General features: G+C 65.6%; 27 protein-coding genes. 6 read left to right on the top strand and 21 right to left on the bottom strand.

All coding sequences use genetic code 11. The annotated features are described in order from the left end of the window. Positions 1–138: 138 nt before the first annotated feature. The 3 genes from modB to DNX69_RS14305 all read left to right on the top strand — a co-directional run bounded on the left by modB (position 139) and on the right by DNX69_RS14305 (position 2,652). Positions 139–825 carry a molybdate ABC transporter permease subunit gene (modB, locus tag DNX69_RS14315; RefSeq protein WP_110786636.1) on the top strand — a complete coding sequence of 229 codons (687 nt, stop codon included), beginning with the start codon at positions 139–141 and terminating at the stop codon, positions 823–825. Then, positions 822–1,943 carry a molybdenum ABC transporter ATP-binding protein gene (gene modC / locus DNX69_RS14310; protein ID WP_110786635.1) on the top strand — a complete coding sequence of 374 codons (1,122 nt, stop codon included), beginning with the start codon at positions 822–824 and terminating at the stop codon, positions 1,941–1,943. The genes modB and modC overlap by 4 nt, the downstream gene beginning before the upstream one ends. 148 nt (positions 1,944–2,091) lie before the next feature. Continuing rightward, entirely contained in the window at positions 2,092–2,652 is a 561-nt protein-coding gene (locus tag DNX69_RS14305; RefSeq protein WP_110786634.1) for a DUF2478 domain-containing protein, read from the top strand. Here DNX69_RS14305 and DNX69_RS14300 read toward each other — a convergent pair. Beyond that, positions 2,625–3,596 (bottom strand): S8 family serine peptidase, encoded by a 972-nt coding sequence (locus tag DNX69_RS14300; RefSeq protein ID WP_110786633.1) that lies wholly within the window; start codon positions 3,594–3,596, stop codon positions 2,625–2,627. The genes DNX69_RS14305 and DNX69_RS14300 overlap by 28 nt on opposite strands. A gap of 246 nt (positions 3,597–3,842) precedes the next feature. On the opposite strand from DNX69_RS14300, the gene DNX69_RS14295 reads away from it, so the two are divergent. Continuing rightward, positions 3,843–5,600, top strand: a complete 1,758-nt coding sequence (locus DNX69_RS14295) for a tetratricopeptide repeat protein (RefSeq protein ID WP_110786632.1) — start codon at positions 3,843–3,845, stop codon at positions 5,598–5,600. A gap of 40 nt (positions 5,601–5,640) precedes the next feature. Here the strand turns inward: DNX69_RS14295 and DNX69_RS14290 are convergent, their stop codons facing one another. The 18 genes from DNX69_RS14290 to DNX69_RS14205 form a co-directional block, all read right to left on the bottom strand. Further along, the gene (locus DNX69_RS14290) at positions 5,641–6,381 is read right to left on the bottom strand and encodes a hypothetical protein (RefSeq protein ID WP_110786631.1); all 741 of its coding nucleotides are present in this window, start codon (positions 6,379–6,381) and stop codon (positions 5,641–5,643) included. A gap of 118 nt (positions 6,382–6,499) precedes the next feature. Continuing rightward, complete coding sequence (locus tag DNX69_RS14285; RefSeq protein WP_110787629.1) at positions 6,500–6,754, bottom strand: hypothetical protein; 255 nt, start codon at positions 6,752–6,754, stop codon at positions 6,500–6,502. Between the two features lie 178 nt (positions 6,755–6,932). After that, entirely contained in the window at positions 6,933–7,706 is a 774-nt protein-coding gene (locus DNX69_RS14280) for a thioesterase family protein (RefSeq protein ID WP_110786630.1), read from the bottom strand. 154 nt (positions 7,707–7,860) lie between these two features. Then, positions 7,861–8,829, bottom strand: coding sequence for an NAD(P)H-dependent flavin oxidoreductase (locus tag DNX69_RS14275; protein ID WP_110786629.1), 969 nt, complete (start codon positions 8,827–8,829; stop codon positions 7,861–7,863). Between the two features lie 144 nt (positions 8,830–8,973). Then, positions 8,974–9,573: a hypothetical protein gene (locus DNX69_RS14270; RefSeq protein ID WP_110786628.1), complete on the bottom strand. Its 600-nt coding sequence runs from the start codon at positions 9,571–9,573 to the stop codon at positions 8,974–8,976. A 49-nt stretch (positions 9,574–9,622) separates the two neighbouring features. Then, on the bottom strand, positions 9,623–10,204 hold the full coding sequence (locus DNX69_RS14265) for a YqaA family protein (RefSeq protein ID WP_110786627.1): 582 nt from the start codon (positions 10,202–10,204) through the stop codon (positions 9,623–9,625). Positions 10,205–10,303: 99 nt separating this feature from the next. Next, complete coding sequence (gene hisE / locus DNX69_RS14260; RefSeq protein ID WP_110786626.1) at positions 10,304–10,699, bottom strand: phosphoribosyl-ATP diphosphatase; 396 nt, start codon at positions 10,697–10,699, stop codon at positions 10,304–10,306. 100 nt (positions 10,700–10,799) lie between these two features. Further along, positions 10,800–11,198 carry a hypothetical protein gene (locus DNX69_RS14255; RefSeq protein ID WP_110787628.1) on the bottom strand — a complete coding sequence of 133 codons (399 nt, stop codon included), beginning with the start codon at positions 11,196–11,198 and terminating at the stop codon, positions 10,800–10,802. Between the two features lie 187 nt (positions 11,199–11,385). Next, positions 11,386–12,345: a Gfo/Idh/MocA family oxidoreductase gene (locus DNX69_RS14250; protein ID WP_110786625.1), complete on the bottom strand. Its 960-nt coding sequence runs from the start codon at positions 12,343–12,345 to the stop codon at positions 11,386–11,388. Position 12,346: 1 nt separating this feature from the next. Further along, positions 12,347–13,201, bottom strand: a complete 855-nt coding sequence (locus tag DNX69_RS14245) for a class III extradiol dioxygenase subunit beta (RefSeq protein ID WP_110786624.1) — start codon at positions 13,199–13,201, stop codon at positions 12,347–12,349. Beyond that, on the bottom strand, positions 13,201–13,590 hold the full coding sequence (ligA, locus tag DNX69_RS14240; protein ID WP_110786623.1) for a protocatechuate 4,5-dioxygenase subunit alpha: 390 nt from the start codon (positions 13,588–13,590) through the stop codon (positions 13,201–13,203). Before ligA ends, DNX69_RS14245 begins: the two co-directional genes overlap by 1 nt. Before the next feature lie 124 nt (positions 13,591–13,714). Then, positions 13,715–14,629, bottom strand: a complete 915-nt coding sequence (locus DNX69_RS14235; protein ID WP_110786622.1) for an amidohydrolase family protein — start codon at positions 14,627–14,629, stop codon at positions 13,715–13,717. 269 nt (positions 14,630–14,898) lie between these two features. Next, positions 14,899–15,828, bottom strand: a complete 930-nt coding sequence (locus DNX69_RS14230) for a DUF1932 domain-containing protein (RefSeq protein WP_110786621.1) — start codon at positions 15,826–15,828, stop codon at positions 14,899–14,901. After that, positions 15,828–16,523, bottom strand: coding sequence for a 4-carboxy-4-hydroxy-2-oxoadipate aldolase/oxaloacetate decarboxylase (ligK, locus tag DNX69_RS14225; RefSeq protein ID WP_110786620.1), 696 nt, complete (start codon positions 16,521–16,523; stop codon positions 15,828–15,830). Before ligK ends, DNX69_RS14230 begins: the two co-directional genes overlap by 1 nt. Before the next feature lie 2 nt (positions 16,524–16,525). After that, positions 16,526–17,554, bottom strand: a complete 1,029-nt coding sequence (locus tag DNX69_RS14220) for an amidohydrolase family protein (protein WP_110786619.1) — start codon at positions 17,552–17,554, stop codon at positions 16,526–16,528. A gap of 170 nt (positions 17,555–17,724) precedes the next feature. After that, positions 17,725–18,843 (bottom strand): 4-oxalomesaconate tautomerase, encoded by a 1,119-nt coding sequence (locus DNX69_RS14215; protein WP_110786618.1) that lies wholly within the window; start codon positions 18,841–18,843, stop codon positions 17,725–17,727. Between the two features lie 131 nt (positions 18,844–18,974). After that, positions 18,975–19,877, bottom strand: a complete 903-nt coding sequence (locus tag DNX69_RS14210; protein ID WP_110786617.1) for a LysR family transcriptional regulator — start codon at positions 19,875–19,877, stop codon at positions 18,975–18,977. A 21-nt stretch (positions 19,878–19,898) separates the two neighbouring features. After that, positions 19,899–20,897, bottom strand: a complete 999-nt coding sequence (locus DNX69_RS14205) for a Bug family tripartite tricarboxylate transporter substrate binding protein (protein ID WP_110786616.1) — start codon at positions 20,895–20,897, stop codon at positions 19,899–19,901. A gap of 166 nt (positions 20,898–21,063) precedes the next feature. On the opposite strand from DNX69_RS14205, the gene DNX69_RS14200 reads away from it, so the two are divergent. Then, positions 21,064–22,227 (top strand): NADH:flavin oxidoreductase/NADH oxidase, encoded by a 1,164-nt coding sequence (locus tag DNX69_RS14200; protein ID WP_110786615.1) that lies wholly within the window; start codon positions 21,064–21,066, stop codon positions 22,225–22,227. A gap of 187 nt (positions 22,228–22,414) precedes the next feature. Here DNX69_RS14200 and DNX69_RS14195 read toward each other — a convergent pair whose 3' ends face one another. Together DNX69_RS14195 and DNX69_RS14190 are read right to left on the bottom strand one after the other, a co-directional pair. After that, positions 22,415–22,792, bottom strand: coding sequence for a hypothetical protein (locus DNX69_RS14195; protein WP_110786614.1), 378 nt, complete (start codon positions 22,790–22,792; stop codon positions 22,415–22,417). A gap of 155 nt (positions 22,793–22,947) precedes the next feature. After that, positions 22,948–24,918 carry a methyl-accepting chemotaxis protein gene (locus tag DNX69_RS14190; RefSeq protein WP_110786613.1) on the bottom strand — a complete coding sequence of 657 codons (1,971 nt, stop codon included), beginning with the start codon at positions 24,916–24,918 and terminating at the stop codon, positions 22,948–22,950. A 691-nt stretch (positions 24,919–25,609) separates the two neighbouring features. On the opposite strand from DNX69_RS14190, the gene DNX69_RS14185 reads away from it, so the two are divergent. Next, positions 25,610–26,068 carry a hypothetical protein gene (locus tag DNX69_RS14185; protein ID WP_110786612.1) on the top strand — a complete coding sequence of 153 codons (459 nt, stop codon included), beginning with the start codon at positions 25,610–25,612 and terminating at the stop codon, positions 26,066–26,068. Positions 26,069–26,196 lie beyond the last annotated feature (128 nt).

Raw genomic sequence — 26,196 nt, 5'->3', positions numbered from 1 at the left:
TCGCCTCAAGCCTGAGCCGCTCGGCCGCGTGGAAGCGCCCCCTCACCCGACCGTCCTCGCTTCGCTCCGACGGTCGACCTCTCCCCGCACGCGGGGAGAGGTTAGTCCGGCGCGCCTCGCACAACGCCGGGCTCGCCGATGACCAATCTCCCTCCCGACATCTGGCAGCCGGTGTGGCTCACCATCGAGCTGGCGGCGATCACCACGGTGATCCTGCTGTTCGTCGGCACCCCGATCGGATGGTGGCTGGCGCGGTCGAAGGCGTGGTGGAAGGAAGGCGTCGCCGCGGTGGTGGCGCTGCCGCTGGTGCTGCCGCCGACGGTGCTCGGCTTCTATCTGTTGGTGCTGATGGGCCCCGACGGTCCCGGCGGGACGCTGGCGTCGCTGTGGGGCGGCCGCACCCTGGCCTTCACCTTCGGCGGCCTGGTGTTCGGCTCGGTGATTTACTCGATGCCGTTCGTGGTGCAGCCGATCCGCAATGCGTTCGATGCGATCGGCGACCGGCCGCTGGAAGTCGCCGCGACGTTGCGCGCCTCACCGCTGAAGGCGTTCTGGACGGTGGCGGTGCCGCTGGCGCGGCCGGGCTTTCTGGCCGGCGCGGTGCTCGGCTTCGCCCACACCGTCGGCGAGTTCGGCATCGTGCTGATGATCGGCGGCAACATTCCGGGCAGCACCAAGGTGCTGTCGGTCGCGATCTACGACTACGTCGAGACCGCGCAATGGCGCGAGGCCAACATCCTGGCCGGCGGCATGGCGGCGTTCGCCTTCGTGGTGATTCTCACCATGATGATGCTGGAAAAACGAACCGCACGGATCCGGGCATGAGGGCGCTGTCGCCTCCCAGTATTCGCGCAGCGTTTCGCGGCCGGCTCGGCGGCTTCACGCTGGATGCAGCCTTCACGGTGCCGGCCACCGGCATCACCGGGCTGTTCGGGCCGTCCGGCTGCGGCAAGTCTAGCGTTTTGCGCTGCCTCGCCGGGCTGCAGCATCTGCCCGGAAGTAGCTGCGACGTCAGCGGCGAGGTGTGGCAGGACGATACGACGTTCCTGAAGCCGCATCATCGGCCGATCGGCTACGTCTTTCAGGAAGCCAGCCTGTTTCAGCACCTGTCGGTGAAGGCCAACCTGTTGTACGGCGCGCCGCGCCATTCCGGCGAGGCCCGCGCCGACGCGGTCGGCTTCGACGAGGTGATCGACCTGCTCGGTCTTTCGAAGCTGCTCGAGCGGTCGCCGCGCAATTTGTCCGGCGGCGAGCGGCAGCGCGTCGCGATCGGCCGGGCGCTGCTGTCGCAGCCGCGATTGCTGCTGATGGACGAGCCGTTGTCGGCGCTCGACCGGCTGACCAAGGACGAGATCCTGCCGTTTCTGGAGCGGCTGCACGCGCGGCTGTCGCTGCCGGTGATCTATGTCAGTCACGACATCACCGAGATCGAGCGGCTCGCCGACCATCTGGTGCTGATGCATTCCGGCAAGGTGCTGGCGGTCGGTCCGCTCGCGGAGCTGCAAAGCGATCCGAAGCTGCCGCTGGCGATCGCGCGCGATGCCGCGGTGAATTTCGACGCGACGGTCGAGAGTTACGACACCGACTACGGCCTGCTGACGCTGCGGATCGACGGCGGCCGGCTGCTGGTGCCGTCGCCGCCGGCTGCGCGCGGCGAATTGCGACGGGTGCGGATCGCGGCCAGCGACGTCAGCCTGGCGCGCGAGCCGCCGCATGCGAGTTCGATCCTGAACGCCTTGCCGGCGCGGATCGCCTCGGTGTCACCGATCGGCGGCAACGAGGTGCTGGTGGTGCTGACACTCGGACGAGACGGCGATGGCGGCCGGCTGCTGGCACGGCTCAGCCGGCGGTCGTGGGATCTGCTGAGGCTCGCCGAGGGCGTCGACGTCTATGCGCAGATCAAAGGTGTCGCGCTCGCGCCGGGCCGCGACGGCCATGCGTAGTTGGCCGGATCGTTAGTCCCGCGCGGCCGGCACGAACTTCGCATTCTCAGTCCTGATCGCCGCAACGGCGGCGTCGGTGACTACGCGACTACCAGTCGTGTCGGGTCAGCGACGGCGTGCGTTCGTATCGCATGAAGGAGACTCGACAATGTCGTTCGAAAGCAATCAATCGATGCCGATCGCGGCGCTGCGGGGCGGGCCGGGGACGCCGGCCGCCGATGTGCTTGCCGCGTTCGCGCTACGCCGCAAGGCCGAAGGCGTCGACATCGTCGGCGTGATCGCCCCGCCCGAAGATGCCGGCCACGGCCATGGTGGTCATGAGGGCTGCGAGTGTCGCAGCGAGCTGATCGATATCGCCACCGGCGACCGCTACGCGATGCATCAGGACCTCGGCTCCGGATCGCAAGCCTGCAATCTGAATTCGTCGTCGCTGGCGCTCGCGGCCGGTGCGGTCGAGCGCGCGGTGGCGCGCAAGCCGGCGCTGGTGGTGCTGAGCCGGTTCGGCGGCCAGGAGGCGGTGCGCGGCGGGTTGATGTCGGCGTTCCAGGCGGCGATCGCGGCCGGCGTGCCGGTGGCCTGCGTGGTGACGCCGAAGGCCGAAGACGTCTGGACCGATTTCGCCCAAGGGCTGTCGGTGTCGCTGCCGCCGGAAGCGGAGGCGCTGGAGGCGTGGTGGCGCGATCACGCCCTGGGGCGGAACGCGGCGTGATCGGACCGGGTCGCGCCCGCCCGGGCGCGATACCAGGCCTCGAACAGACCCGACGCATAGGCGCCCTCGTAGCGCCCGGTCAGGTAAGCCGCTGCCGCTTCGAGGTTCTTTCGGCCGGTCCAGGCCGGAGGCAGCGCGGAGCCGGACGGCGACGTCTGCGGCGTCGCCGTCATCCGAACAGCCTCGGCGACGGCGGCGGGATTCGGAGCAAGTCCCGCGTTGCGCTGGACGCCCAGCAGCAGCGCCGCCGCGCCCGTGACCAGGGCAGCCGCGACATTTGGATGGCTCCGCTGCACCACCCGCCCCTCCAGCGCTGCGCCGGATACGCTCGATCCCGGCACGGCGATTCCGATGTCGCTCAGATTGCCGTCATTCCCTCCGAGCGGCTGTCCGACGCCGTCGAGCGCTGTCACCGGCAACAGGTTCAAGGTGCCGCAACGGCGCAGCAGGGTGCTGCAGCCGTAACGTCCGGCGCTGGCGACGATCATCGCATTCCGAATATTGCACCGAGCGATCGCGCGCGCCAACGCAGGGCTTGGATACCAGGGTTGTTCAAACGATCCGGCACCGATCAAGAGGATTTGCGCGCCGTGATCGAGGGCTCGTGTGATCGCGTCGGCAAGATCGGCCTGCGCGCATACCGGACGGCTATCGCCGAAGATCGGCGCGATCAGGCCGCGGCACATCGGCGCGATTCCCTCGACCGACCTGCAGGGCTGACCAAAAATCAGGCTGGCGAGATGGGTGCTCTGCGCGCTCGATGGCGCATCGTCGCCGCTGCGCTGCATCACGGCGGTATGGAGTGGAGTCAACGGGGCGCCGACGAAACAATCGTGGGTCCGATCGACGGGACCATCCAGCACCGCGATCGTGACGTTGCGGTCACCGCCACCAAAAGCAAACAGCAGCTCCTGGTGGAAGTCGCTTCCAGACACGCTACCCATAACCCCCGCCCGCATCTACCGCCGCTTCACATGCGATTCACTCGCATATGGTTGCAGGTATTCTTGCTCTGCAACCGACGGTTTGTCTCTTGTTATTTCGCGATTTTTCGATCGGTCAAGAGACTTCCGGCATATTCCCTTATTGGGTCGGGTTCCGCTTCCTTATCGACGCGGGTCTATCGTGAAAATGGCGTGATAGATGCGTGAAAAGTGCTATTTTGATCGAAGAGGCAGGAAGGACACGGGATGACGGCGGCTAATTCGGAGCGGTACACGCTTCGGCTGCTTGGCCCCTTCGAGCTCACGGCGCCCGGCGGTGCCCGGGTCGAGATCACCAGCAAAAAGGGCATCGCTGTTCTCGCCATGCTCGCGCTGTCGCGTGACGGCGCGCGTTCCCGTGGTTGGCTGCAGGATCGGCTGTGGGGCAGCCGCCGCAAGGCCGAGGCCGCCGGCAGCCTCCGCCGCGAACTGTCGAACCTGCGCAAGCTGCTGAACTCGGACGCCGTCGAACTGCTGCTCAGCGATCGTGATCGTGTCCGGCTTCGCACCGAACTAATCGATATCGATCTGTTCGTGGCGCGGCCGGGCCGTGCAGCCGGGGAATTCCTCGAAGGACTCGACATTCCGAGCGAGCGCGGTTTCGGCGAGTGGCTGCGGGAGCAGCGTGACGCGCTGGTACCGCCGGCGAATGACGTGGTGCTTTCCGCTGCCGCCGGGGGCACGCTGCCGAGCCACATCGTCGATGTCTCGCTGCCGCCGCTCGGCTTCGCTGGCCGCCCAGCGATCGCGGTGCTGCCGTTCGCCAACGCGACCGACGACGAGACGCTCGACTACGTGGCTGAAGGCATCGGCGAGGAGCTGATCGTCGGGCTGTCGCGGATCCGCTGGCTGCCGGTGATCTCGCGCAATTCCAGCTTCTCGTTCACTGAAAGCGACGATCGCAAGCTGATCGGCCAGCGGCTCGGCGCGCAGTATCTGGTCGAGGGCCGGCTGTATCGCGCCTATGACTCTTACGGCGTGTCGGCCTCGTTGGCGGAGGCGATCACCGGCTATTCGCTGTGGTCGCGGCGGTTCACGCTGCAATCCCCGGCCGCGCGCGCCGAGCTCGAACAGTTCGTCAACGAACTGGTGGCGCAGCTCGAAAGCCGGATCGAGCACGCCGAACAGATCCGCATCCGCGGCAAGCGCCAGGACCACCTCGGTGTCAGTGATCTGATCTGGCGCGGCCGTTGGCATCTCAACCGGTTGACGCGCGCCGATTCCGAAATGGCGCAGAAGCTTTTCGCCGAAGCGCTGGCGCTCGATCCGGATTCGCCCGAAGCGCTGATCCAGGCGACCGCGGCGCTGGCATGGTCGATCTGGGCCGGGCGCCAGCCGCAGGAGCAAATTCTTCGGATGCGCAAACTGGCGCAGCAGGCGATGCTGGCCGATCCCGACGACGGCCGCAGCTTCATGCTCGCCGGGATCGCCGAGATGTGGCTGCGGCACCCGGTCGAGGCGAAGAACTTGCTCGAGCAGGCGATCTCGCTCACGCCGAGTCTGGCGCTGGCGCATGCTCAGCTCGGCGGCTGCTTCAATCTCGCCGGCCAGCCCGAGCAGGCAATCGTTCAGCTCAAGACCGCGCTGAGGCTGTCGTCGAACGATCCCAACATCTTCTATTCGCTGGGCGAGCTTGGGCTCGCCTACACGATGCTGGGGCAGTGGCCGGAGGCGATCGAACACGCCACGCTCGCGCTGGCGCGTCGCCCCGCTTACTGGTACGCGCACGTCCTCAAGATCAACGCGCTGGCGCGGATCGGGCAGCTCGACGCGGCGCGGATCGCCTGCGACGAACTGCTCGCGGCGAAGCCGAGTTTCTCCAAACGCTTTCTGGATTGGTTGCCGTTCGTCGACCGCACCTGGGTCGATCACTTCGTTCAGGGGCTGAAGATGGTGCCTGGCCGGCCGCCGGATTGGCCGGAGCGAGACAGTCCGGAGATCGCTGCGCGGTATCAGTCGAGCTGAACGGGGCTCCGCGGCTCATTCGACGCCGCCGCCATCGCCGTCAGATCTGCTGCGCGACCTGTTCGAGGCCCATTGCGCGGGCGAGCTTGCGAACTTCCTGCTTCTGATCTTCGCGCAACTGGAATAGCAGCGGCATCGCGGCGTATTTGAGCTGCTGAACCTCGGCGCTGTCCGGATCAATCATCGGCGTTCCGCTGTCGCGGCCGTTCGAGCTCGAATGCAGCTTGCGGCCGATCGCCCGCAGCGCCTGCTCGACCGACGGCCAATAATATTCCTGCGACGACGAGAGATTGAGGCGAGTTTTGATCTTCGCGATCTGGCCGTCGCTAAGCAGCGCTTCCTTCGCGGCCGGCTTCGGTTTCGGCCTGTGCACCGGCGCGGTGGCGATCACCGGCGGCAGCTTGCTGGTGGCCTTCGGAGCAGCGCTCGGCTCGGATGGGGCCGCCTCGGGAATCGCAGCGACCGGCAGATCGTCGGTGGCGTAGGCGAGCTGCAGCGGCTTGGCCGAGGTGCTCGGCTCCGCAGTGGCCGCCGCGGTCTGCTCTTCGACGGGCTGTTCTGCGGCAGGCTCCTGGGCGGCTGCGAGCTCGGCGGTTTCCGGCTGCTGTTGCGCGATTTCGAGCTTGTCGGCTTTCACGTTGCGATTAGCAATCGGCAGCTCGATCGCGGCGACGCCGGCGGAACCTGCGGCCGGAACGCTGGCGCGCGCAAGGATGCTGGCCGCGGACGCACTCGCCAGGAGTACGCACGCCAACGCGGAAAGGGTGAAGGCCTTCGTCAAGCTGATCTCCGTCGCGGCGACGAACGGCTGCTCGTATCGCGCAAGAATGCAGAGGAAATATGGCTGTTAGTGCGAGCTATGAGCAGTTCCGCGGGGCGCTTGGCCCCGGGCCGGTCGATCAGGCTGCCGCGTACATCGGCATCTCGATGAGCTCATAGGCCTCCTGAATATCAGCGATGATTTCGGAAGCTTCCCACAGCGCGTCGGGCGCGACCGACTGGATGCTGATCGTCCAGTTGCCGCCCTTGCGGGTACGCGGCGTCGCGACGATGTCGAAGCGCACGTCGCGGCACAGCGGATGGCGATGCAGCGCGTGAGCGACCCGGATACGAAGTTCGTCGAGGGTCGCGGAAGTCTTTTGGACATACAGCATGGCGACGTCCACCTGGCCTGTGGTGTACGCCTACGATGCAGGATCGGTCATCGACGGAGCCCCGTATCGCGGCAGCTCTATTGTTGGGCGAACATGGTTAATGAGGTGTTAAGCCGATTCTCGCGACCGGATGGCCTCGTCAACATACGTGGACCGGTCCCCGGCACTCACATTCCGATCAGCGCTGTTCGACGACCAGATTCTGGATCGCGCGACCGAAGTAACCTTGGGTGTCGGCGAGTTTCGACGACGCGATGCCGGCACCGTCGGGGCCCAGCCACATCTCGGAGTTCAGCAGCACCCAGTCGCCAACCGGCTGCCGCGCGAAGAACACGTTGAGGTCGGCGTTGATGAAGGTCCAGTGCTTGAAGTCGAGGATCGACGAGGTGGCGTTGCTGAAGTCGGAGGCGACCACCGCACGCATCGCCTGCGACGTCGGCTGCCCGTCGATCAGCGCCCGGTCGGCCCGATACCAGGTCGCGCCCGGGCCGATCTCGCCGAATCCGCCATAAACTTTGCGTAGCGACATGCCGCCGACGAACGGGTTGCGGGTGAAGCCAGGGTCGAGCACCTGGCAGTCATCTGGATGCGGCACGTCGAGCGGCGGATGTTCGATATCGTCCGGCAGATCGGGGGGCGCGACGCGGATCTTCAGCACCGTGGCGCCGACCACGACGACGCCCTGCGACAGCAGCCGCACGGCGCAAAGCTGGATCTTGCGGCCTTCGCGCAGCACCTCGGTCTGGTAGGTCAGCGGCGCCACCGGCACCGGTCGCAACAGGTCGACGGTGACGCGCGCGATCTGCATCGGCGACGGCGTCGGGATCTGCTCGGCCAGAAAGGTGACGAGGGCCGACGGCGGCGAGCCGTGCTGCATGGTCGGGTCCCACGGTCCCGCGGCGTTCGGGCTGGTTTCGATGTTGGTGCCGTCGATGCGGTAGATGGCGTCCATGCGGTGATGTCCACGAACTGAGCTGTCGAGATCGAAGCCTCCCTCGTCATTGCGGGCGAAGCGAAGCAATCCAGCGCACCATACCTGGGCTGGATTGCTTCGTCGTTTCACGCCTCGCAATGACCGGAGTGAGGAGGGGGCGGCAGTTATCGCCTCACAGCGGCGGGTCGATCGCCTCGTCGTATTCCTTCTTGAAGCGGGCGACCAGTTCGCCGGCCGGCAGCACCTGGTTGATGCTGCCGATGCCCTGACCCGCACCCCAGATTTCCTTCCAGGCCTTCGGCTTGGCGCGCTCGCCGGATTCGTCGGTGCCGAAATTCATCTTCGACGGATCGGACTGTTCGAGATTGTCCGGGTCCATGCCGGCCGCGACGATCGACGGTTTCAGGTAGTTGCCGTGCACGCCGGTGAACAGGTTGGAATACACAATGTCGTCGGCGCCCGAGGTGGTGATCATCTCCTTGTAGCGCTCGACCGCGTTGGCCTCCTTGGTGGCGATGAAGGCCGAGCCGATATAGGCGAAATCGGCGCCGAGCATGCGGGCGGCGCGGATCGCGCGGCCATTGGCGATCGCGCCGGACAGGGCGATCGGGCCGGTGTACCAGGCGCGCGTTTCGGTGACGAAGGCGAACGGCGACTGCATGCCGGCATGGCCGCCGGCGCCGGCCGCCACCAGGATCAGGCCGTCGGCGCCCTTCTCGACTGCCTTGTGGGCGAACTTCTGGTTGATGACGTCGTGGAATACGATGCCGCCCCAATTATGCGCGGCCTGGTTCAGCTCTTCGCGGGCGCCGAGCGAGGTGATCAGCATCGGCACCTTGTGCTTCTCACAAAGCGCGAGGTCGGCATCGAGCCGGTTGTTGGATTTGTGCACGATCTGGTTGACCGCGAACGGCGCCGACGGACGCTCAGGATGCGCCTTGTCGTAGGCGGCGAGCTCTTCCTTGATCTGATGCAGCCACTCGTCGAGCAGTGCGGCGGGCCGCGCGTTGAGCGCCGGAAACGACCCGACCACGCCGGCCTTGCATTGCGCGATCACCAGCTCGGGACCCGAAATAATGAACAGCGGTGAGCCGATCACCGGGACCGAGAGGCGGCCCTTGAACAATGCAGGCATGGGCATTCGAGTTTCTCCTTGTTTGTTGTGTTTGGCGGCGCGGCCGCGCCGACACAAAAGCAAGCGAGGAACCGACCTGCAAGCTGGGATTTGGCGAATTCGGCGCCTTTCGACACGGGGCGTACGTTTCGCCGCAGTGATCAACCGCGACTACTGGCACCATGCCCGTGTGACGAAATTTTCGGTGCGGCAATCGCCTGGCTGGCGCGACCGGCCGGGGATCAGAACCTTAGCCGAGCACTTCTCAGTGGAGTCGACGCCCAGGCTCTTGCCGAGGCGGTAGCCCTTCGACCGGCACAGAATATCGGCGGCCGCCTGACAATCAGGTCCGCTGCCCTGCACCACCGGGCAGATCTGATGCCCTCCGACCACCTCCGGCACCATCGGCAACGATTGTGGGGTCGGAGGGGGTGGCGCTGGCGCCGGTGACGCCGCTTGCGGCGGCGTGGTCGGTGCCGGTGGCGTCGGTGTGTCTTTGCTGTCGCGACCGAACGAAGGCAGCAGCGACGTCGACGGCAACAGCGATGACGGCGTCTTCAGCAGTTTTTTGATTTCGTTGACCAGCCCAGGATTGTCCGAGTGCGAGGGGGCAGGGGCTGGTGACGGCTGATCGGCTGGCGGTGGTGAAGGCGCAATATGTTGTGCGGCAGCGGACGCCACCGACAGGACAGTTGCGAGCACCGCCGCGGCGGCAAAGACAACGCTTCGCGGCACGAAACACCGGCGCGACATGCGGTTCGAAATGGGCATGGCCCAGCCTACGCCGATGCGCCGGCGGAGAGAAGCCGGTTCGCCGATGCTAGACGAGCTTCAAAGCGATGACGAAGCCGGCCACCAGCAGCACCGCGCCGATCGTCACCCACATTCCGAGCCGTTTTTCGATCTGCTCGCGGATCACCACGCCATAGCGGTTCAGCACGACCGCCACGATGAAGAACCGGCCGCCGCGGGCGATGATCGAGAACAGGATGAACAGCCAGACATCGTAGCCGGCAAAGCCCGACGTAATGGTGACCAGCTTGTAGGGGATCGGAGTGAGGCCCTTGAGCAGGATGATCCAGGCACCCCATTCGGCGTAACCCGCGCGGAATGCCTCGACCTTGTCGGCATAGCCGTAGAGCTGGATCAGCCAGTGCCCGACCGAGTCGTACAGCAATGCGCCGATCGCGTAGCCGACCACGCCGCCCGCCACCGACGTGACGGTGCACAGCGCCGCGTAGAACCAGGCGCGCTGTGGTCGCGCCAGCGACATCGGGATCAGCATCACGTCCGGCGGCACCGGAAAGAACGAGCTCTCCGCGAACGACACCAGCCCGAGAATCCAAAGGGCGTAGGGTTTGTGGGCGGCGTCGATGCACCAGTCGTAAATTTTGCGCAGCATGGGGCGCGATCAACCATTCCGTCACTGGTTTGTCCATGCCGTAAAAAGCACAGATGCCGAAGAACGGCGGTTGAAGTGCGGGAGATGGAAAAGCGAGGGTCACCGACGCTTGCGGACCGCGCGGGCGTCCTGCAAGACGACTGGCCGGCGAGGGGCGGGCGGCGTCGGCGGCTTGCTGATACGGGATTTCGGCAGCTTTTCGGCGATGCCGAGCAGATTCTCGCGGCGGCGCATCTCGGCCCAGACGTCTTCGGGGCGGACGCCGGCTGAAGCCCACAGCACGGTGAGATTGTAGAGCAGATCGGCGCTTTCGCGGACCACCGCGTCGCGGTTCCCGTTGACGGCGTCGATCACCACCTCGATTGCTTCTTCGGCCAGCTTCTTGGCCATCTTGCCGGACCCGCGTTGAAACAGCCGAGCCGTTCGCGATGTCGCCGGATCGAGATCCCGCGCCGCGAGCACGGCCTGGTAGAGGCGGTCGAGCGAATCAGCCATGTCCAAAGCCTAGCTGATTTCGATGTCAGCGGTATAAACACAACTCAGGCGCGATGTCGGGTTTGAAGGATGGACCACGCCTGAGCGCCCCTTCCGGCGTTTAGTAGCCGTAGTAGTACGGTCGTGGGCCGTAAGGTGCGCCATAATAGCGCGGCCCCCCGTAATATCCCGGGCCCGCCCCATAGTAGTAGCGGTACCGGCTTTCATAAGCGTCGCGCTGTGCCTGGGCGGCGGCGATCGCCCCGATGGTGCCGACGATTCCGGCGAAAGCCGCCGCGGCTGCCGCACCGCCATTGCCGCCGCGCCTCACATGACGCCGCTTCCGCGCGCTGACGTCGGTCAGCGGTGCGGCCTCGGCCGCCGGAGCGGCGGTTTGCTGTCTGCTGGGAGATGCGGCGAAGGCCGCGGCGGGCTCGAGCGCCGGCACGGCCAGCGCCACGGCGGTCAGAATCGCGACGGCCCGGCCGCCCGATGACCACAAGGACTTGCGCTTCTGCATCTGCATCCTCCGCCTGACAGGAATGTCTCGGTGATCTGCAGAGACAACCGTCGTGATGCAGCTAAGGTTCCGCTTTGGAAACACAAGGCCGGGCGGCGGTCGGGAAGATGTTCCGTCGCGCCAACGCAAAAATGGCCGGGACGAGCCCGGCCGTTGAACTGCGATGCGGCGAACCGAACGCGGAAGATCAGCCCTTGGCGAGCTGTTGATCGAGGTCGTGCAGCACCTGGTAGCACGGCAGCACCTGGGCGACGGACGAATTCGGCTCGCGGCCTTCGCGGATCGCGGCGAAGAACTCGCGGTCCTGCAGCTCGATGCCGTTCATCGAGACATCGACCTTGGAGACGTCGATCTTCTCTTCCTTGCCGTTCACCAGATCGTCGTAGCGGGCGATGTAGGTGCCGTTGTCGCAGATGTAGCGGAAGAAGGTGCCGAGCGGGCCGTCGTTGTTGAACGACAGCGACAGCGTGCAGATCGCGCCGCTCGCCGCCTTGAGCTGGATCGACATGTCCATCGCGATGCCGAGATCGGGATGGATCGGGCCCTGCACGGCGTTGGCCTTCACGATCGGCGAGCCGGCCTGATAGGCGAACAGGTCGACGGTGTGGGCGGCGTGGTGCCAGAGTAGATGATCGGTCCAGCTCCGCGGCTGGCCGAGCGCGTTCATGTTGGTGCGGCGGAAGAAGTAGGTCTGCACATCCATCTGCTGGATGTTCAGCTCGCCGGCCTTGATCTTCTTGTGCACGTACTGATGGCTCGGATTGAAGCGGCGGGTGTGGCCGGCCATCGCCACCAGCCCGGTCTGTTTCTGCAGATCGACCACCGCTTGCGCATCCTTCAGCGAGTCCGCCAGCGGGATTTCGATCTGGACGTGCTTGCCGGCGCGCAAACAGTCGATGCCCTGCTGCGCGTGCATCTGGGTCGGGGTGCACAGGATGACCGCATCGACCTCTTTGATCGCCAGCGCGTCGGACAGTTCGGTCGAGACGTGCGCGATACCGTACTTCTTGGCGACTGCCTGGGTCGGCTCCAGCCGGCGCCCGATCAGCGACACCACCTCGACGCCGTCGATGTTCTTGATGCCGTCGAGATGCTTGATGCCGAACGCGCCCGCTCCCGCGAGCGCGACCTTGATCGATTTTGCCATGTCAGGCGTTCTCCAGAATGAGGTGGCCGACCGCAGTGTTGCTGGCCGGGACGTGGTAGAAACGGTGGGCGACCTTGGGCTTCGGCCCGCCGGCGACGTCGGCCATCGCGCCGCGCGCGATCAGCCACATCACCAGCTCGATGCCTTCCGAGCCCGCCTCGCGGACGTAGTCGATATGCGGCTTCTGCGACAGCCCTTCCGGATCGTTGATGAGCTGGTCGAGGAAGGCGTTGTCCCATTCGCGGTTGATCAGGCCGGCGCGCGGACCCTGGAGCTGGTGGCTCATGCCGCCGGTGCCCCAGATCTGCACGTTGAGGTCTTCGTCATAGGACCGGATCGCCTTGCCGATCGCCTGGCCAAGCATGTAGCAACGCCGGCCCGACGGCACCGGATATTGGACGACGTTGACGGCGAACGGGATCACCGGGCAGGGCCATGCCTGTGGCTCGCCGCACATCAGGCTGAGCGGCACGGTGAGGCCGTGGTCGACGTCCATCTTGTTGACGATGGTGAGGTCGAAATCGTCCTGAATCACCGACTGGGCGATATGGGCGGCGAGCCGCGGATGGCCTACCACCTTCGGCACCGGGCGCGGCCCCCAGCCTTCGTCGGCCGGCGTGTACTCCGCCGCGGTGCCGATCGCGAAGGTCGGGATCAGGTCGAGGCTGAACGCGGTGGCGTGATCGTTGAACACGAGGAAGATCACGTCGGGCTTTTCGGTCTTCAGCCACTCTTTGGAGAATTCGTAGCCCTTGAACACCGGCTGCCAATAGTCTTCGCCGGTCTTCTTCATGTCGATCGCGGCGCCGATCGCCGGAACATGCGAGGTGTAAACGCTGGCGGTGATCCGGGCCATTACTTCTTCTCCCCGACGTAGCGGTTGCCGTCGATCGGGCGACCGCCGCCGACCATCATGTTGCGATATTCCTCTTCGGTCATCCCGGTCATCGAGCCCGCCATCTGCTGGAAGCTCTTGCCGTCGGTGGCGCCGATCTTGGCGAGGAAATAGATGTTGCCGCCGAGCGCGATGCAGCGGTTGAGATCGCGGTCGAGCACCGCCTGCTTCTGCTCCTCGCTCATCGGCCATTCGTCGAGATAAGCGCGCTCGTCCGCCTTGAAGCGGGCGCGGTTCTCGGCCTTCATCAGCGACATGCAGAACTGGTTGAGATGATAGCCCTGGCGCGACATGTCGGCGTCGAAGATCGTGGTGCCGGGCACGTCCTTATAGGGTTTGTCGAGGGGCATGGTGGGGTCTCCTCTGGAACTCGGTTATGGTTCGTCATTGCGAGGAGGCGAAGCCGACGAAGCAATCCAGCTCAGTGCTCGGGACTCTGGATTGCTTCGCTTCGCTCGCAATGACGGCGGTGAATTACTTCTCCTCCGGCCAATACAGCCGCATCGGGTTGTCGACCAGTAGTTTACGTTGAAGTTCCGGCGCGGTTGCGATGTGGGGGATGAAGTCGACCAGCAGGCCGTCGTCCGGCATGTGGTCCTTCAGATTCGGGTGCGGCCAGTCGGTTCCCCACAGCACGCGGTCCGGGAAGGTCTCGACGATGCGGCGGGCGAACGGGATCACGTCGCGGTAGGCGGTTGGTTCGCCGTTCAGCGCCGGGGGGCCGGACACCGACAGCCGCTCCGGGCAGCTCACCTTCGACCAGACATTGCCGTGCTCGCGCATGAACTTGACGAACAGTCCGAATTCCGGGCCATCGACCGGCTTGGTGACGTCGGGCCGGCCCATATGGTCAACCACCACGGTGGTCGGCAGCGCGGTGAAGAAATCCCACAGCTCGGGCAGATCGACCGCCTCGAAATAGATCACGACGTGCCAGCCGAGCTGCTTGATGCGCTCGGCGATTTCGACCAGTTCGTCCTTCGGGGTGAAATCGACCAGCCGTTTCACGAAATTGAACCGTACGCCGCGCACGCCGGCGTCGTGCATCGCCTGCAGCTCGGCATCGGTGACGCTGCGGCGAACCGTGGCGACGCCGCGGGCCTTGCCGCCCGAATTCACCAGCGCATCGACCATCGCCCGGTTGTCGGCGCCATGGCAGGTCGCTTGCACCACGACGTTGCGGGAAAAGCCGAGGTGGTCGCGCAGCGCGTAGAGCTGCTGCTTCGACGCGTCGCACGGCGTGTATTTGCGCTCCGGCGCAAACGGAAACTCGTCGCCCGGCCCGAACACGTGGCAATGCGCGTCCACGGCGCCCGCCGGCACCTTGAAGGTCGGCTTCGACGGGCCTTGGTACCAGTCGAGCCAGCCGGGGGTCTTTTCGAAGGTCATTCCGTTACTCGTCTCAAATCAGCGCGCGTTGCATTGAGCGCTAGTTGAAGTCAGTTCGTGTTCAGCCTCGGTCTCTCATCTCCCCTCCCCCTTGCGGGGAGGGGTCGGGGGTGGGGGCCGCGAGCACAGTGCCCGTGGCCCCCCACCCCGGCCTCCGCTTCGCCGTAGCCGATGCAAAGCATCGGCGTATTTCTCATCAACGGTGGCCGAAGGCCACCTATGCGACCCTCCCCGCAAGGGGGGGGAGGGGTGCCATCAGCGCCGCGGCCTCATGATTTCTTGTTGTCCTTCACCTTCGCCAGAATCCGATCCGCCTCGGTCCGCCAATCCGCACTGCGCGCGAAAGCATCGTCGCCGCGCTTTCCGAACAATCCTTCATCCGACAGGTCCGCCACCCACGCCTGCCGCTCGGCGGTGCCCTGCGCCGACCATGGCGTCAGCCCGGCCTCGCGCACGGTTTCGGCGACTTCACGGACTTCCTCGGCGCGGCGGCGGCCGTGTTCGATGACGCGCTGGAAGAAATAGGCGCTCTGCTTCTCCCAATCGATCGACGGAAACGTCTCTTGCAGCGAAGCGATCACCGCGTCCTCGACGCCGTAGGCACGGGCGGTGGTGAAGCTCTCGATCACCATCGCCTCCAGCCCCTTGATCATGATGCTGCGGCACATCTTGGTCGCCGAGGCGACGCCGAGCCTATCGCTGGCCGGCTTGGCGGCGAAGCCGAGCGCATTGAGCAGCGGCGCCAGCTCGGCCGCGTGCGCGCCGCCGAGCAGCAGCGGCACCTTGATGCGATACGGCGGCACCGAGGTCATCACCGCGCCTTCGACATAACGCCCCTGGGCGCCGTCGATCTGCGCCGCCGCGCGCTGCTTGGCACCGGGCGAGGCCGAGTTGAAATCGAGGAACCAGGTGCCCTGATTGATGGCGCCGGCGCAGGCTTCCGCCACCGCGACGGTCTGGCTCGCCGTCACCGCCGAGATGATGAAATCGCTGCGGGCCGCAAGCTCGGCATGCGACGCCGTCAGCGTCACGCCGTGGCGGCTGGCGTGCTCTCGCAGCGGCGCACCGCGATCGTCGTTCAGCTTGACGTCATAAGCCGCGACCTTGACGCCCTGGGCGCGCAGATCCTCGGCGAGAATCTTGCCGACCTCGCCGTAGCCGACGATCCCGACCAGCCACTGTTTTGGATCGTTGCTCATCAGTCGATATACTTCAGTCCGGCTTTTTCCAGCGGCTCGCGCATCTTGTACATGTCGAGACCGAGCACGCCGCTCGCCAGCCTGGCACGCTTATCGGCCTCGTTGGCCTCGCGGGCCTCGGCGGCATCGGCCGCCATCTGTGCCACCGCGGCGGGCACCACCACGACGCCGTCGTCATCGGCAATCACCACGTCGCCCGGCGTGACATGCGCGCCGGCGGCGACCACCGGGATGTTGACCGAGCCGAGCGTCGCTTTCACCGTGCCCTTGGCGTGGATCGCCTTGGACCACACCGGAAACTTCATCTCGGTGAGATCGCGGACGTCGCGCACGCCGGCGTCGATGATCAGGCCGAGCGCGCCGCGGGCGCGGAAGCTGGTGGCCAAAAGATCGCCGAAGAAGCCGTCGGTGGAGTCCGCCGTGCAGGCCGCGACCACCACATCGCCCGGCTGGATCTGTTCGGCGACGACATGCATCATCCAATTGTCGCCCGGCTGCAGCAGCACGGTGACGGCGGTGCCGCAGATGTGCGCGCCGGGATAGATCGGGCGCATATAGGGATGCATCAGCCCGACGCGGCCCATCGCCTCGTGCACGGTAGCGACGCCGAAGCGCGACAGCTTCGTGGCCGCGGCCTTGTCGGCGCGGGTTATGTTGCGCTTTACGATGCCGAGATCGTTGATCCGCACGGTCATGATTATTTGCCCTTCGCTTTGAGCGCCGCATCGAGCCGCGGATAGACGCGGCGGGCATTGCCTTCGTAGATCTGCTGCTTTTCTTCCGGCGTCAGGATGGTCGACGCCTCGATGTAGCGCTTGGTGTCGTCGTAATAGAAGCCGGTCCGCGGATCGATGCCGCGCACCGCGCCGATCATCTCCGAGGCGAACAGCACGTTGTCGACCGGGATCACGGTGTTGAGCAGGTCGATGCCCGGCTGATGATACACGCAGGTATCGAAGAAGATGTTGTTGAGCACATGGTCCTCGAGCAGCGGCTTCTTCATCTCCTGCGCCAGACCACGGAACCGGCCCCAGTGGTACGGCACCGCGCCGCCGCCGTGCGGGATGATGAATTTCAGTTCCGGGAAATCCTTGAACAGATCGCCTGTAACGCACTGCATGAAGGCGGTGGTGTCGGCGTTGAGATAATGCGCGCCGGTGGTGTGGAAGCAGGCGTTGCAGCTGGTCGAGACGTGAATCATCGCCGGGATCTGCAGCTCGACCATCTTCTCGTAGATCGGGTACCACTGCCGGTCGGTCAACGGCGGCGAGGTCCAGTGGCCGCCCGACGGATCGGGATTGAGGTTGATGGCGACGAAGCCGTACTCCTTGACGCACTTTTCCAGCTCGGGAATGCAGGTCTTCGGGTCGACGCCCGGCGACTGCGGCAGCATCGCTGCGCCGATGAAATTGTCGGGGAACAACTGCGCGACGCGGGCGCACAGCTCGTTGCAGATCGCCGCCCAGGTCGACGACACGTTGAAGTCGCCGATGTGATGCGCCATGAACGAGGCGCGCGGCGAGAACACCGTCAGGTCGCTGCCGCGCTCCTGCATCTTCTTGAGCTGGTTGTCGATGATCGAGGCGCGCAGCTCGTCGTCCGAGATTTTCAGCTCGGACACTTTCGGCATCATGGACGGATCCTTGATGCCGGCGATCTGCCGGTTACGCCAATCCTCCAGCGCCTTCGGCGCGGTGGTGTAGTGGCCGTGAATGTCGATGATCATCGGAGGTTTCCTACTACTTGTTCTCCGTCATTGCCGGGCTTGACCCGGCAATCCATCCTCTTTCGAAGAAGATGGATGCCCGGGTCGAGCCCGGGCATGACGCCTGTTGTTGTTGCTGCGCTTGCGACCCAACCGAGCGTCGTTGTTACTTTCTCTGTCTCTTCGTCATCTCAGCCCGCCCGCTGCAGCGCTGCGTCGCCGGCCTGCTTTCCGCTCCACACTGCCGCTGGCACCATCGCTTCGCCGCGCATGATCAGGCGGGCGGTGCGCAGCAGGGCGGCGCGGGTGACGTTCTGCGGATTGGCCGGATCGACCTCGATCTCGACCGAGAACTCGCCGGTCGGGTGCTCCACCGAGATGTTTTTGACGGTGCCGGCCGGCACCTGCGCGATGCCTTCGGTGACGCTGCCTTTCAGTACGCAGGCGGTCGCGACCGTCACGGCGGCGAGCACGCCGATGGCGTCATGGCAGACGTGCGGAATGAAGCTGCGGGTCGAGATGCTGCCGCCGGCGCGCGGCGCTGCGATCAGCGTCATCTTCGGGTAGTTCTTCGTCGTGACGTCGCCGAGCTGCATGGCGTGGCCGCAGGCGATCCGCAGCTTCTCCAGCCGCGCCTTCAGATCGGTGTCGGCATTGAGCTGGGCGACGCCCTCATAGCCGGTGCGGCCGACCGCTTCGGCGCGAAACATCACCAGCGGCATGCCGTTGTCGATGCAGGTCACCTCGACGCCGTCGATGACGTCGCGGACGTTGCCGGTCGGCAGCAGGCCGGGCGCGACCGAGCCCGCCGTGTCGAGGAAGTTGATCTTGATCGGCGCCGAGGTGCCCGGCGCGCCGTCGATCCGCGCGTCGCCCTCGTATTCGACATGACCATTCGGTGTCTGCACCGTGATGTCACACTGCATGTCGGTGTTGAGCGTCAGCACCCGCAGCGTGGTGGTCGGCCCCTGCGGCGTCACCAGACCTGTTTCGAGCGCGAACGGCACCACTGCGGCGAGCATGTTGCCGCAGTTCGGGGTGGTGTCGACGGTGTCCTTGTCGGGCTGCAACTGGGCGAACAGGAAGTCGAGATCGACGCCGGGCTTCGATCCCTTGGAAACGATGCCGACCTTGCTGGTGAGCGGATGCGCGCCGCCGAGACCGTCGATCTGGCGGCGGTCGGGCGAGCCCATCACCGCGAGCAGCACCTTGTCGCGGGTGGCGATGTCGCTCGGCAGGTCGGCTGCATTGAAGAAGGGGCCGCGTGAGGTCCCGCCGCGCATGAACAGGCAGGGAATGGCGGTTTGCATTCGTTTCCTTCCGGATTGTTATTGCTATTTTGGCCGGGCGGCCCGACCGGCGCCACCGCGGGTGGTCTATAACAGCTATCGGCTTCCGGCATGGCAAGCGCGGAAATCGATGCCGAAACTGTGTGCCGAGATCAGGTCGGCAGGCCTTTGACCAGTTCGGTCAGCAATCGCATGGCGTGCTGGGCCAGCGGCGTCGGCCGCCGCGTCGCCGGCACCACCAGGCACAGCGCGCTTGCCGGCGCCGGGTCGATCAGCGGGCGCATCACCAGTTCGGCGGCACGCGGCGAGGCGGCCACTCCGCTTTTCGTCAACACCGCGTGGCCGTAGCCGGCGCAGACCAGCTCGATAATCGACGGCACGCTCGACACCTCCCAGGCGATATCGAGCTTGACGCCGGCCAGCGCAGCTTCGTTCTCGAGCAGCCGGCGCATCGCGTGCACCCGTTCGGGAACGATCAGCGGATATTTCGCCAGCTCCTTGAACGGCAGCGGCGCCGGTGCGCTGCGGCGCTTGCCGGCGGGCGCGTGGCTGACCAGCCCGAGCGGCTCCTGCAGCAGTGGTGTGATCTCGATGCCCGACTGCGCGTCCGGATTGTAGACGAGGCCGACGTCGGCGCGGCCGGTGGTGACCCATTCGATGACGTGCGACGACAGGCCTTCGACGATCGCCAGCCGGGCCGCCGGCAGCGTCCGCTTGAAGTGATCGATCAGCGGCAGCGTGAGCTGGCGGGCGATCGAGGGCGGCAGGCCGATGGTGACGCGGCCGACCGGTGCGTCGCGGCTGGCGCCGAGATCCTCGCGCGCGTGCGCGACCATTTGCATGATTGCCACCGAGTGGTCGAACAGCCGCCGCCCGGCTTCGGTCAGCGCCACGCCGCGGCCGTTGCGCAGGAACAGTTGCTGGCGCAGCTCGGTCTCCAGCCCACGCACCTGCCGGCTGAGCGCCGGCTGCGCGACGTCCAATACCATCGCGGCCTTGCTGAACGAGCCGAGCTCGGCGACGTGCATGAAGTATTCGAGCTGCTTGAGGTTCATCGCTGAATCGCGGGCCCGCCGCTATTGCCGTTCGATCCCGGCTTGCTCGATCACGGCGCGCCATTTGTCGATATCGGCGCGAAGCCGGGCCGCTAACTGGTCCGGCGTCGACGGCTTGGCGTCGATGCCGAGTTCCAGCATCTTCTTCTTGAGGGCGGGGTCGGCGAGGATGTCCTGCAATGCCGTGTTCAAGGTGCCGATCACCGCCGGCGGGGTGCCGGCTGGCGCGAACAGCCCGTTCCAGGATTCGATGCTGGCCTCGATGCCGCTCTCGCGCAGCGTCGGAATCTCGGGCGTGATCTTCGAGCGCAGCGGTCCGGTCGCTGCCAGCACCCGGACCTTGCCATCAGCGAGATTGCCCTTCAGCGCCGAATAGCTGTCGATCGTCAGATCGACGCTGTCCTGCAGCAGTGCCATCAGCACCTCCGGCGTTCCGCGGAACGGAACGATCACGAAGTCGACGCCAGCCGCGGTCTTGAACAGTTCTGCGGCGAGGTTCTGGGTACTGCCGGTATTGATGGTGCCGACATTGAGCGCGCCGGGCTTCTGCTTTGCCGCCTTCACGAAGTCTTCCAGCGTCTTGAACTTGGAGTCAGCACGGACCGCGAACAGGAAGTCGAACGTCCCCAGGCTGGAGATCGGTGCGAAATCCTTTACCGGATCGAACGGCAGCTTCTTGAACAGCGACGCGCTGATCGCGGTGCCGTTCGAGAGCAGCGCCAGCGTATAACCGTCAGGCTGCGCCGAGATCACCGTGCGGGCCGCGCTGATGCCCCCGGCGCCGGGCTGGTTCTCGATATAGAAGCGTTGGCCGAGCTTGGTGCCGAGCTGATCGGCGATCAGCCGCGCGGTGATGTCGGCCACGCCGCCGGCAGCGAATGGCAGCACGATCCGCACCGGACGGGTCGGATACAGGCCCTGGGCGTGCGCGAACGGCAGCGTCCGCGCAGTCGCAAAGGCTGCAAGAGTGCAGGTCAGGACGGCCCGGCGGGACAAAACAGGACGACGGATCAAGCTCATGACGTGACGATAGTCCAAATGAATCGGATTTCACAGCGAGCGCTTACAATTGACCTGATGCGCTCGGACCGTCAGAATCTGGCTTAACGAACGGGAGGAAGCCGGCGCTCGCGGAGCTTCACGCCCGACTGAAGAAGTCTTTTCCGAGGAACGTTGTGGAGTCCCGATGTCGCAGCCGCCGCTGTTCAGCCCTTTCACCCTGCGTGGCATCACCGCCAAGAATCGCATCCTGGTCTCGCCGATGTGCCAGTACTCCGCAGTCGACGGCGTGGCCAATGACTGGCACCTGGTGCATCTCGGCAAATTCGCGCAGGGCGGCGCCGGCATCGTGATGGTCGAAGCAACCGCCGTGACCGCCAATGGCCGGATCACCCATGGCGATCTCGGGCTGTGGAACGACGAGCAGATCCGTCCGCTGGAGCGGATCGCCGCTTTCCTCCGCGACAACGGCGCGGTGCCGGCGATTCAGCTCGCTCACGCCGGCCGCAAAGCGAGCATGCAGCGGCCGTGGTACGGCAACGCCGCGCTCACCGCCGAGGACATCGCGCGTGGCGATCAACCCTGGGACATCGTCGCGCCGAGCCCGATCCCGATGGACGAAGGCTGGCTGACGCCGCAAGAGCTGAGCGACGACGATCTTGACAGCTTGCTGGATCATTGGCGCAGCGCGACGCGGCGGGCGGTCGAGGCCGGGTTCGAGATGCTCGAAGTGCACTGCGCCCACGGCTATCTGCTGCACTCGTTCCTGTCGCCGCTGTCGAACAAGCGTACCGACGCCTATGGCGGCGATCGCGCCGGGCGGATGCGGTTTCCGCTGGAGGTGATCGAGACGGTGCGCGCCGCTTGGCCCGACACGCTGCCGCTCGCGGTGCGGGTCTCCTCGGTCGACGGTGTCGACGGCGGCATCGAGCTGGCGGACTCGGTGGTGTTCGCGCGCGAGGCCAAGGCGCGCGGCGCCGATATCATCGATTGCTCCTCGGGCGGCCTGATGGGTTCGGCGACCGCCAACCGGATTCCGCGCGGCTACGGCTTCCAGGTGCCGTTCGCCGAAACCATCCGGACCGAGGCCGAGATTCCGACCATTGCGGTCGGGCTGATCGTTCATCCGGATCAGGCCGAGAAGATCGTCGAGCAGGGCCAGGCTGATCTGATTGCGATCGGCCGCGAGGTGCTGTTCGATCCGAATTGGGCGCTGCACGCCCAGCTTGAGCTGACCGAGGGCGACGAGATGTTCGCCGACTGGCCGAAGCAATACGGCTGGTGGCTGGAACGCCGCGAGCCGGGGCTGCGCCGGCTCCAGGGGCCGAAGCTGCAGTTCCGGCGCAACTGAAGGATCGGCCGCGCGCCGAAATCGCGAATGGCCAGGACGAAGCCCGGCCATGACGAATCGGTTCGAAGCGCGACGATGATGCTGGGTCGGTAGGATGGGTTGAGCGCAAGCGAAACTCATCCTACCGTTCGATGCCTCGAGATGGGTTTCGCGAGAGCTCAACCCATTCTGCGACGTCAGCGAGCAGTTACCAGCCGCAACCGCCGCAGCGCGGGCGCACCGGCGCGTAGTAGCTATAACCTGGTGACACCATTTCGACGCGTTGGCGGGTGGCGTATTGCGGCGGAAGGCGCTCGTATTCGACGCCGCCGGGCGAGACCATCACGGTCTTCGGCACCATCACGGTGCGATATTGCGGCGCGACGCGATGAGCGACGACGCGGCCCGGATTGACCATCACGGTCTCTTCGACAGTACGGTATTCCGGCGCAACGTATTGCTGCTGATAGCAGCTGTAGCACGGCGGCGGGGCGCAGCCGTAACAAGCGGAGGCTGCGGTCGGCAGCGCGACGGCGGCGCCGGCGACCACGGCGGAAGCAAGCAGAGCAACGGACAAGCGAGACATGGGCGATCCTCAGCGCCAGAGATGACTATCGGCCCATGATTGGTTGTGATCGCGACATCCGTCAACGATCGAGCAGAATCAACCTTTACGAAGATCATTAACGCAGGGTCGTGGTAACCACTTGGTCATCAGTCGCGGCAGATCGAGCGCGCGGGCTACGCTGCCCGCACGGTGCCGAGGAAGCGCGCGACTTCGTCCTTCAGCCGTGTGCTGTCGGTCGCCAGCGACTGCGCGGCCGAGAGCACTTGGGTCGAAGCAGAGCCGGTGGCGGAGGTGCTGCGCTGGACCTCGATGATGTTGGTCGCGACCTGTTGCGTCCCTTCGGCGGCATGATGGACGTTGCGCGAGATCTCCTGGGTCGCGGCGCCCTGTTCCTCCACCGCGGACGCGATCGTCGCGGCGATCTCCGACATCCGCGCGATCGTGTCGCCGATCCGGCGGATCGCGCTCGCCGACTCGTCGGTGGCGCTCTGGATGCCGCCGACCTGCTGGCTGATCTGCTCGGTGGCCTTCGCGGTCTGCTCGGCGAGCTGCTTGACCTCCGCCGCCACCACGGCGAAGCCGCGGCCGGCTTCGCCGGCGCGCGCCGCCTCGATGGTGGCGTTGAGCGCCAGCAGGTTGGTCTGCGCCGCGATGGTGTTGATCAGGTCGACGACATCGCCGATCCGTGCCGCGGCTTCGGAGAGATGGCCGACGCGGTCATTGGTGGTCTGCGCCTGTGCGACAGCCTCGCCGGCGATCCGCGCCGCCTCCTGGACCTGGCGGCTGATTTCGTTGACCGACGACGCCATCTCCTCGCTCGCCGACGCGACCGACTGCACGTTGGCGGACGCCTCTTCGGACGCGGCGGCCACCAGTGTGGTGAACTGCTGGGCGTGATCGGCGGTCGAGGTCAGGGTCGTGGCCGATGCTTCGAGTTCGGTCGAGGCGGACGACACCGTCTCGACGATTTCGCCGACCGCTCCTTCGAACTTGTCGGCGAGCGAGATCATGTCGCGTTTGCGTTGTTCGGCCGCCAACCGCTCCTGCGCGGCCTGTGCGGCGGCTTCGGCTGCGGCGCGCTCCTGCGCCTTGAGTTTGCAGGATTCCACCGCGCGCGCCATGTCGCCGACTTCGTCGCTGCGCTGCAGGCCGGGCAGGACCAGGTCCAGCTCACCGTCGCCGAGGCGACGGATGCCGGCGTTCAGTCCGCTCAGCGGCTTGGTGATCGAGCGGGCGATCCAGATGCCGAGCACCATAACAGCCAGGATGATGGCGATGATCGCGATCTGCATCCGGTGTTCGGTGGTTTGCCGTGCCGTCGCCGCCATCGTCTTAGCGTGCTCGGCTTGCTGCCTCACGGTCCGAAACAATTCGTCGAGAGCCGGCTGCAGCGACAGATAGGCCTTCACCATGTCCTGCTCGGCGAGGCCCGACGCAAGGGCACCTTGCATCCAGGCGGAGAAGTCGCGCTGATAGGCGGCGAGCTTCTGGGTGATGTCGGTCTTTGCCGTTTCCGGCAGATCGGAGGCAGCGAGCACCTCGGCGAATTCGGCGGCGCGCTTCTTCATGTCGTCGCCGTATTTGGGGTTGCGACGGAGCATGAAGTCCTTCTCGTGCCGGCGCATCATCAGCATCTTCACCATGAGCGCCGGCGCGTCGAACTGGCCGAGCGCCTTCTCGATGCCGTGTACCGATTTCCGCAGGCCACCTTCGAGTCCGAGATCCTCTTTGAGGCCGAGTTTCACGCTGGCCTCGGCGAGGCGGCCGAACTGGCGTTGATAGTTATCGAACCCGGTCTGCACCGACTGCAGGCTGCGTGTCAGTTCGTTCTGGCCGGACGCCTCGGTCTGCCGGATCATGTCGGCGAGCGTCTCCGCTGCGACCCGGCCGCTCTGCTGAAACTGCCCGAGATATTGCTCGTCCTTGCGCAGCAAGAAGTTCTTTTCGGCGCGGCGTTGTTCCAGCAGCGCGATCTGCAGTCTCTCATTGCTGTCGCCGAGCGCGCGGGCGTGTTCGTCGATCAGCCTTGCGGCGTCCTGTGAGGACGTCCCGATGATGTGCAGCGCGCCCAAAGCGAGAACGCCGGCGATGCCGACCACGGCGATCGAATTGATTTTGAGCGATAGGCCGAGACGAAGAGCCATTGGGGATCCCGAAGAGCCGGAACGGCTCGGTTTGCGGTATTGCGGTGGCCGGCGCACGGCAGGCTGCCGGGGTGGTATCTGAGCGTGCGATGGTGTCGAACGTCGTCCTCAAGGAGCCGGATTCGAGTATCGCTGATTTGCAATGAAATCAGCGTGTGCCAAGTGGTGCTAAGCTTGCCTTAAGGCGTCCAGCGGAATGGATGGCCTGGTATTTATTCGAGGCCCGTATTCATTCGAAAGTGGAATGATTAGTTCCGCGAAGCCTTCGCAAAAGAATGGATGACGAACTGATGACGATGGCCTGACACCTGCCGGATCAGCGAAGAAGTCCAGCGCCGCTCGCCGCGAGCAGGTTTCGTTTGCCGGCCTGCTCGTCACGGATGTGGTGGGTGCGGGAGAGGCGTGGGCGCTCTGCTTTGCGGGTGCGGTCGGAGGCCGGTGGCTTTCGAGACTCTGGTGCCGGCCAGAGCCAGCTCGAGGTGGAACCGATCCGGTGTCCCGCAAGCCGGACGGGCGGGCTGTTTCAGTTTGGGACCTGGCGAAGCGATAGTGCATCCTGCGGGCAACACTCGATCTGAAATTGGTCCGAGGCCTGCTGTCGATCTGGACAAAGCCCTGATCGGAAATCACCCTGAGACTGTTTCGAGGGCGCGCCGTGTGCGGTCTCGCGGCGGGGATCGTTGGGGGAGCCATGAGACTGATCACGGGGATGCTCGCGGCCGTGCTGCTGGTCGCCGGCGTGGCGTCGAGCCAGGCGATGGTGCGAATCGCCGACGATCGCGGTGGCCGGATCGGAACTTACGTCGACAAGTACCAGTCGCTGCGCAGCTCCGGCGAGACCGTGATGATCGACGGGCTCTGCGCCTCTGCTTGCACCATCGTGCTTGGTGCGGTCCCGCACGATAAGATCTGCGTGACCTCGCGGGCTAATCTCGGTTTCCATGCCGCGTGGGATCTTGGCTCCAACGGCCGGGCGATCACCAATACCGAAGCGACCCAGATGCTGTACACGATGTATCCGGTCAGCATTCGCCGCTGGATCGCCAAGCGCGGCGGCTTGACCCGGCACATGATTTTTCTGCGTGGCAAGCAACTGCTGTCGATGTACCGCCCCTGTTATATGGACGCGCAGGCTCAAGCGGGGCGCTGACGCGGCGGATTCGGCGGCCCCGCCATCTCCGGATGACGTGATCGGTATGACGGCGGTGCGGCTTGCCGGCCGAGGCCCGCCGCTCTATTGGGCAGCAGTGCTGTTCATCCGCACGTCGACCGGCCTGG

This window comes from Rhodopseudomonas palustris (genome assembly GCF_003226555.1).
GTDB lineage: Bacteria > Pseudomonadota > Alphaproteobacteria > Rhizobiales > Xanthobacteraceae > Rhodopseudomonas > Rhodopseudomonas palustris_I.
Note: the sequence above shows the minus strand (reverse complement) of the source record. Positions and strands in the feature narration are given on the sequence as shown.

Excerpts from the sequence above, each read along its gene's own strand:
- DNX69_RS14270 (WP_110786628.1), bottom strand. The coding sequence starts at position 9,573 with ATGCCCATTTCGAACCGCATGTCGCGCCGGTGTTTCGTGCCGCGAAGC.
- DNX69_RS14255 (WP_110787628.1), bottom strand. The coding sequence starts at position 11,198 with ATGCAGAAGCGCAAGTCCTTGTGGTCATCGGGCGGCCGGGCCGTCGCG.
- DNX69_RS14285 (WP_110787629.1), bottom strand. The coding sequence starts at position 6,754 with ATGCTGTATGTCCAAAAGACTTCCGCGACCCTCGACGAACTTCGTATC.
- DNX69_RS14185 (WP_110786612.1), top strand. The coding sequence starts at position 25,610 with ATGAGACTGATCACGGGGATGCTCGCGGCCGTGCTGCTGGTCGCCGGC.
- DNX69_RS14220 (WP_110786619.1), bottom strand. The coding sequence starts at position 17,554 with ATGATCATCGACATTCACGGCCACTACACCACCGCGCCGAAGGCGCTG.
- DNX69_RS14235 (WP_110786622.1), bottom strand. The coding sequence starts at position 14,629 with ATGACCTTCGAAAAGACCCCCGGCTGGCTCGACTGGTACCAAGGCCCG.
- DNX69_RS14300 (WP_110786633.1), bottom strand. The coding sequence starts at position 3,596 with ATGGGTAGCGTGTCTGGAAGCGACTTCCACCAGGAGCTGCTGTTTGCT.
- DNX69_RS14250 (WP_110786625.1), bottom strand. The coding sequence starts at position 12,345 with ATGGCAAAATCGATCAAGGTCGCGCTCGCGGGAGCGGGCGCGTTCGGC.
- ligA (WP_110786623.1), bottom strand. The coding sequence starts at position 13,590 with ATGCCCCTCGACAAACCCTATAAGGACGTGCCCGGCACCACGATCTTC.
- DNX69_RS14245 (WP_110786624.1), bottom strand. The coding sequence starts at position 13,201 with ATGGCCCGGATCACCGCCAGCGTTTACACCTCGCATGTTCCGGCGATC.
- DNX69_RS14215 (WP_110786618.1), bottom strand. The coding sequence starts at position 18,843 with ATGCAAACCGCCATTCCCTGCCTGTTCATGCGCGGCGGGACCTCACGC.
- ligK (WP_110786620.1), bottom strand. The coding sequence starts at position 16,523 with ATGACCGTGCGGATCAACGATCTCGGCATCGTAAAGCGCAACATAACC.
- DNX69_RS14195 (WP_110786614.1), bottom strand. The coding sequence starts at position 22,792 with ATGTCTCGCTTGTCCGTTGCTCTGCTTGCTTCCGCCGTGGTCGCCGGC.
- DNX69_RS14200 (WP_110786615.1), top strand. The coding sequence starts at position 21,064 with ATGTCGCAGCCGCCGCTGTTCAGCCCTTTCACCCTGCGTGGCATCACC.
- DNX69_RS14190 (WP_110786613.1), bottom strand. The coding sequence starts at position 24,918 with ATGGCTCTTCGTCTCGGCCTATCGCTCAAAATCAATTCGATCGCCGTG.
- DNX69_RS14205 (WP_110786616.1), bottom strand. The coding sequence starts at position 20,897 with ATGAGCTTGATCCGTCGTCCTGTTTTGTCCCGCCGGGCCGTCCTGACC.
- modC (WP_110786635.1), top strand. The coding sequence starts at position 822 with ATGAGGGCGCTGTCGCCTCCCAGTATTCGCGCAGCGTTTCGCGGCCGG.
- hisE (WP_110786626.1), bottom strand. The coding sequence starts at position 10,699 with ATGGCTGATTCGCTCGACCGCCTCTACCAGGCCGTGCTCGCGGCGCGG.
- DNX69_RS14280 (WP_110786630.1), bottom strand. The coding sequence starts at position 7,706 with ATGGACGCCATCTACCGCATCGACGGCACCAACATCGAAACCAGCCCG.
- DNX69_RS14265 (WP_110786627.1), bottom strand. The coding sequence starts at position 10,204 with ATGCTGCGCAAAATTTACGACTGGTGCATCGACGCCGCCCACAAACCC.
- modB (WP_110786636.1), top strand. The coding sequence starts at position 139 with ATGACCAATCTCCCTCCCGACATCTGGCAGCCGGTGTGGCTCACCATC.
- DNX69_RS14305 (WP_110786634.1), top strand. The coding sequence starts at position 2,092 with ATGTCGTTCGAAAGCAATCAATCGATGCCGATCGCGGCGCTGCGGGGC.
- DNX69_RS14210 (WP_110786617.1), bottom strand. The coding sequence starts at position 19,877 with ATGAACCTCAAGCAGCTCGAATACTTCATGCACGTCGCCGAGCTCGGC.
- DNX69_RS14295 (WP_110786632.1), top strand. The coding sequence starts at position 3,843 with ATGACGGCGGCTAATTCGGAGCGGTACACGCTTCGGCTGCTTGGCCCC.
- DNX69_RS14230 (WP_110786621.1), bottom strand. The coding sequence starts at position 15,828 with ATGAGCAACGATCCAAAACAGTGGCTGGTCGGGATCGTCGGCTACGGC.
- DNX69_RS14275 (WP_110786629.1), bottom strand. The coding sequence starts at position 8,829 with ATGCCCATGCCTGCATTGTTCAAGGGCCGCCTCTCGGTCCCGGTGATC.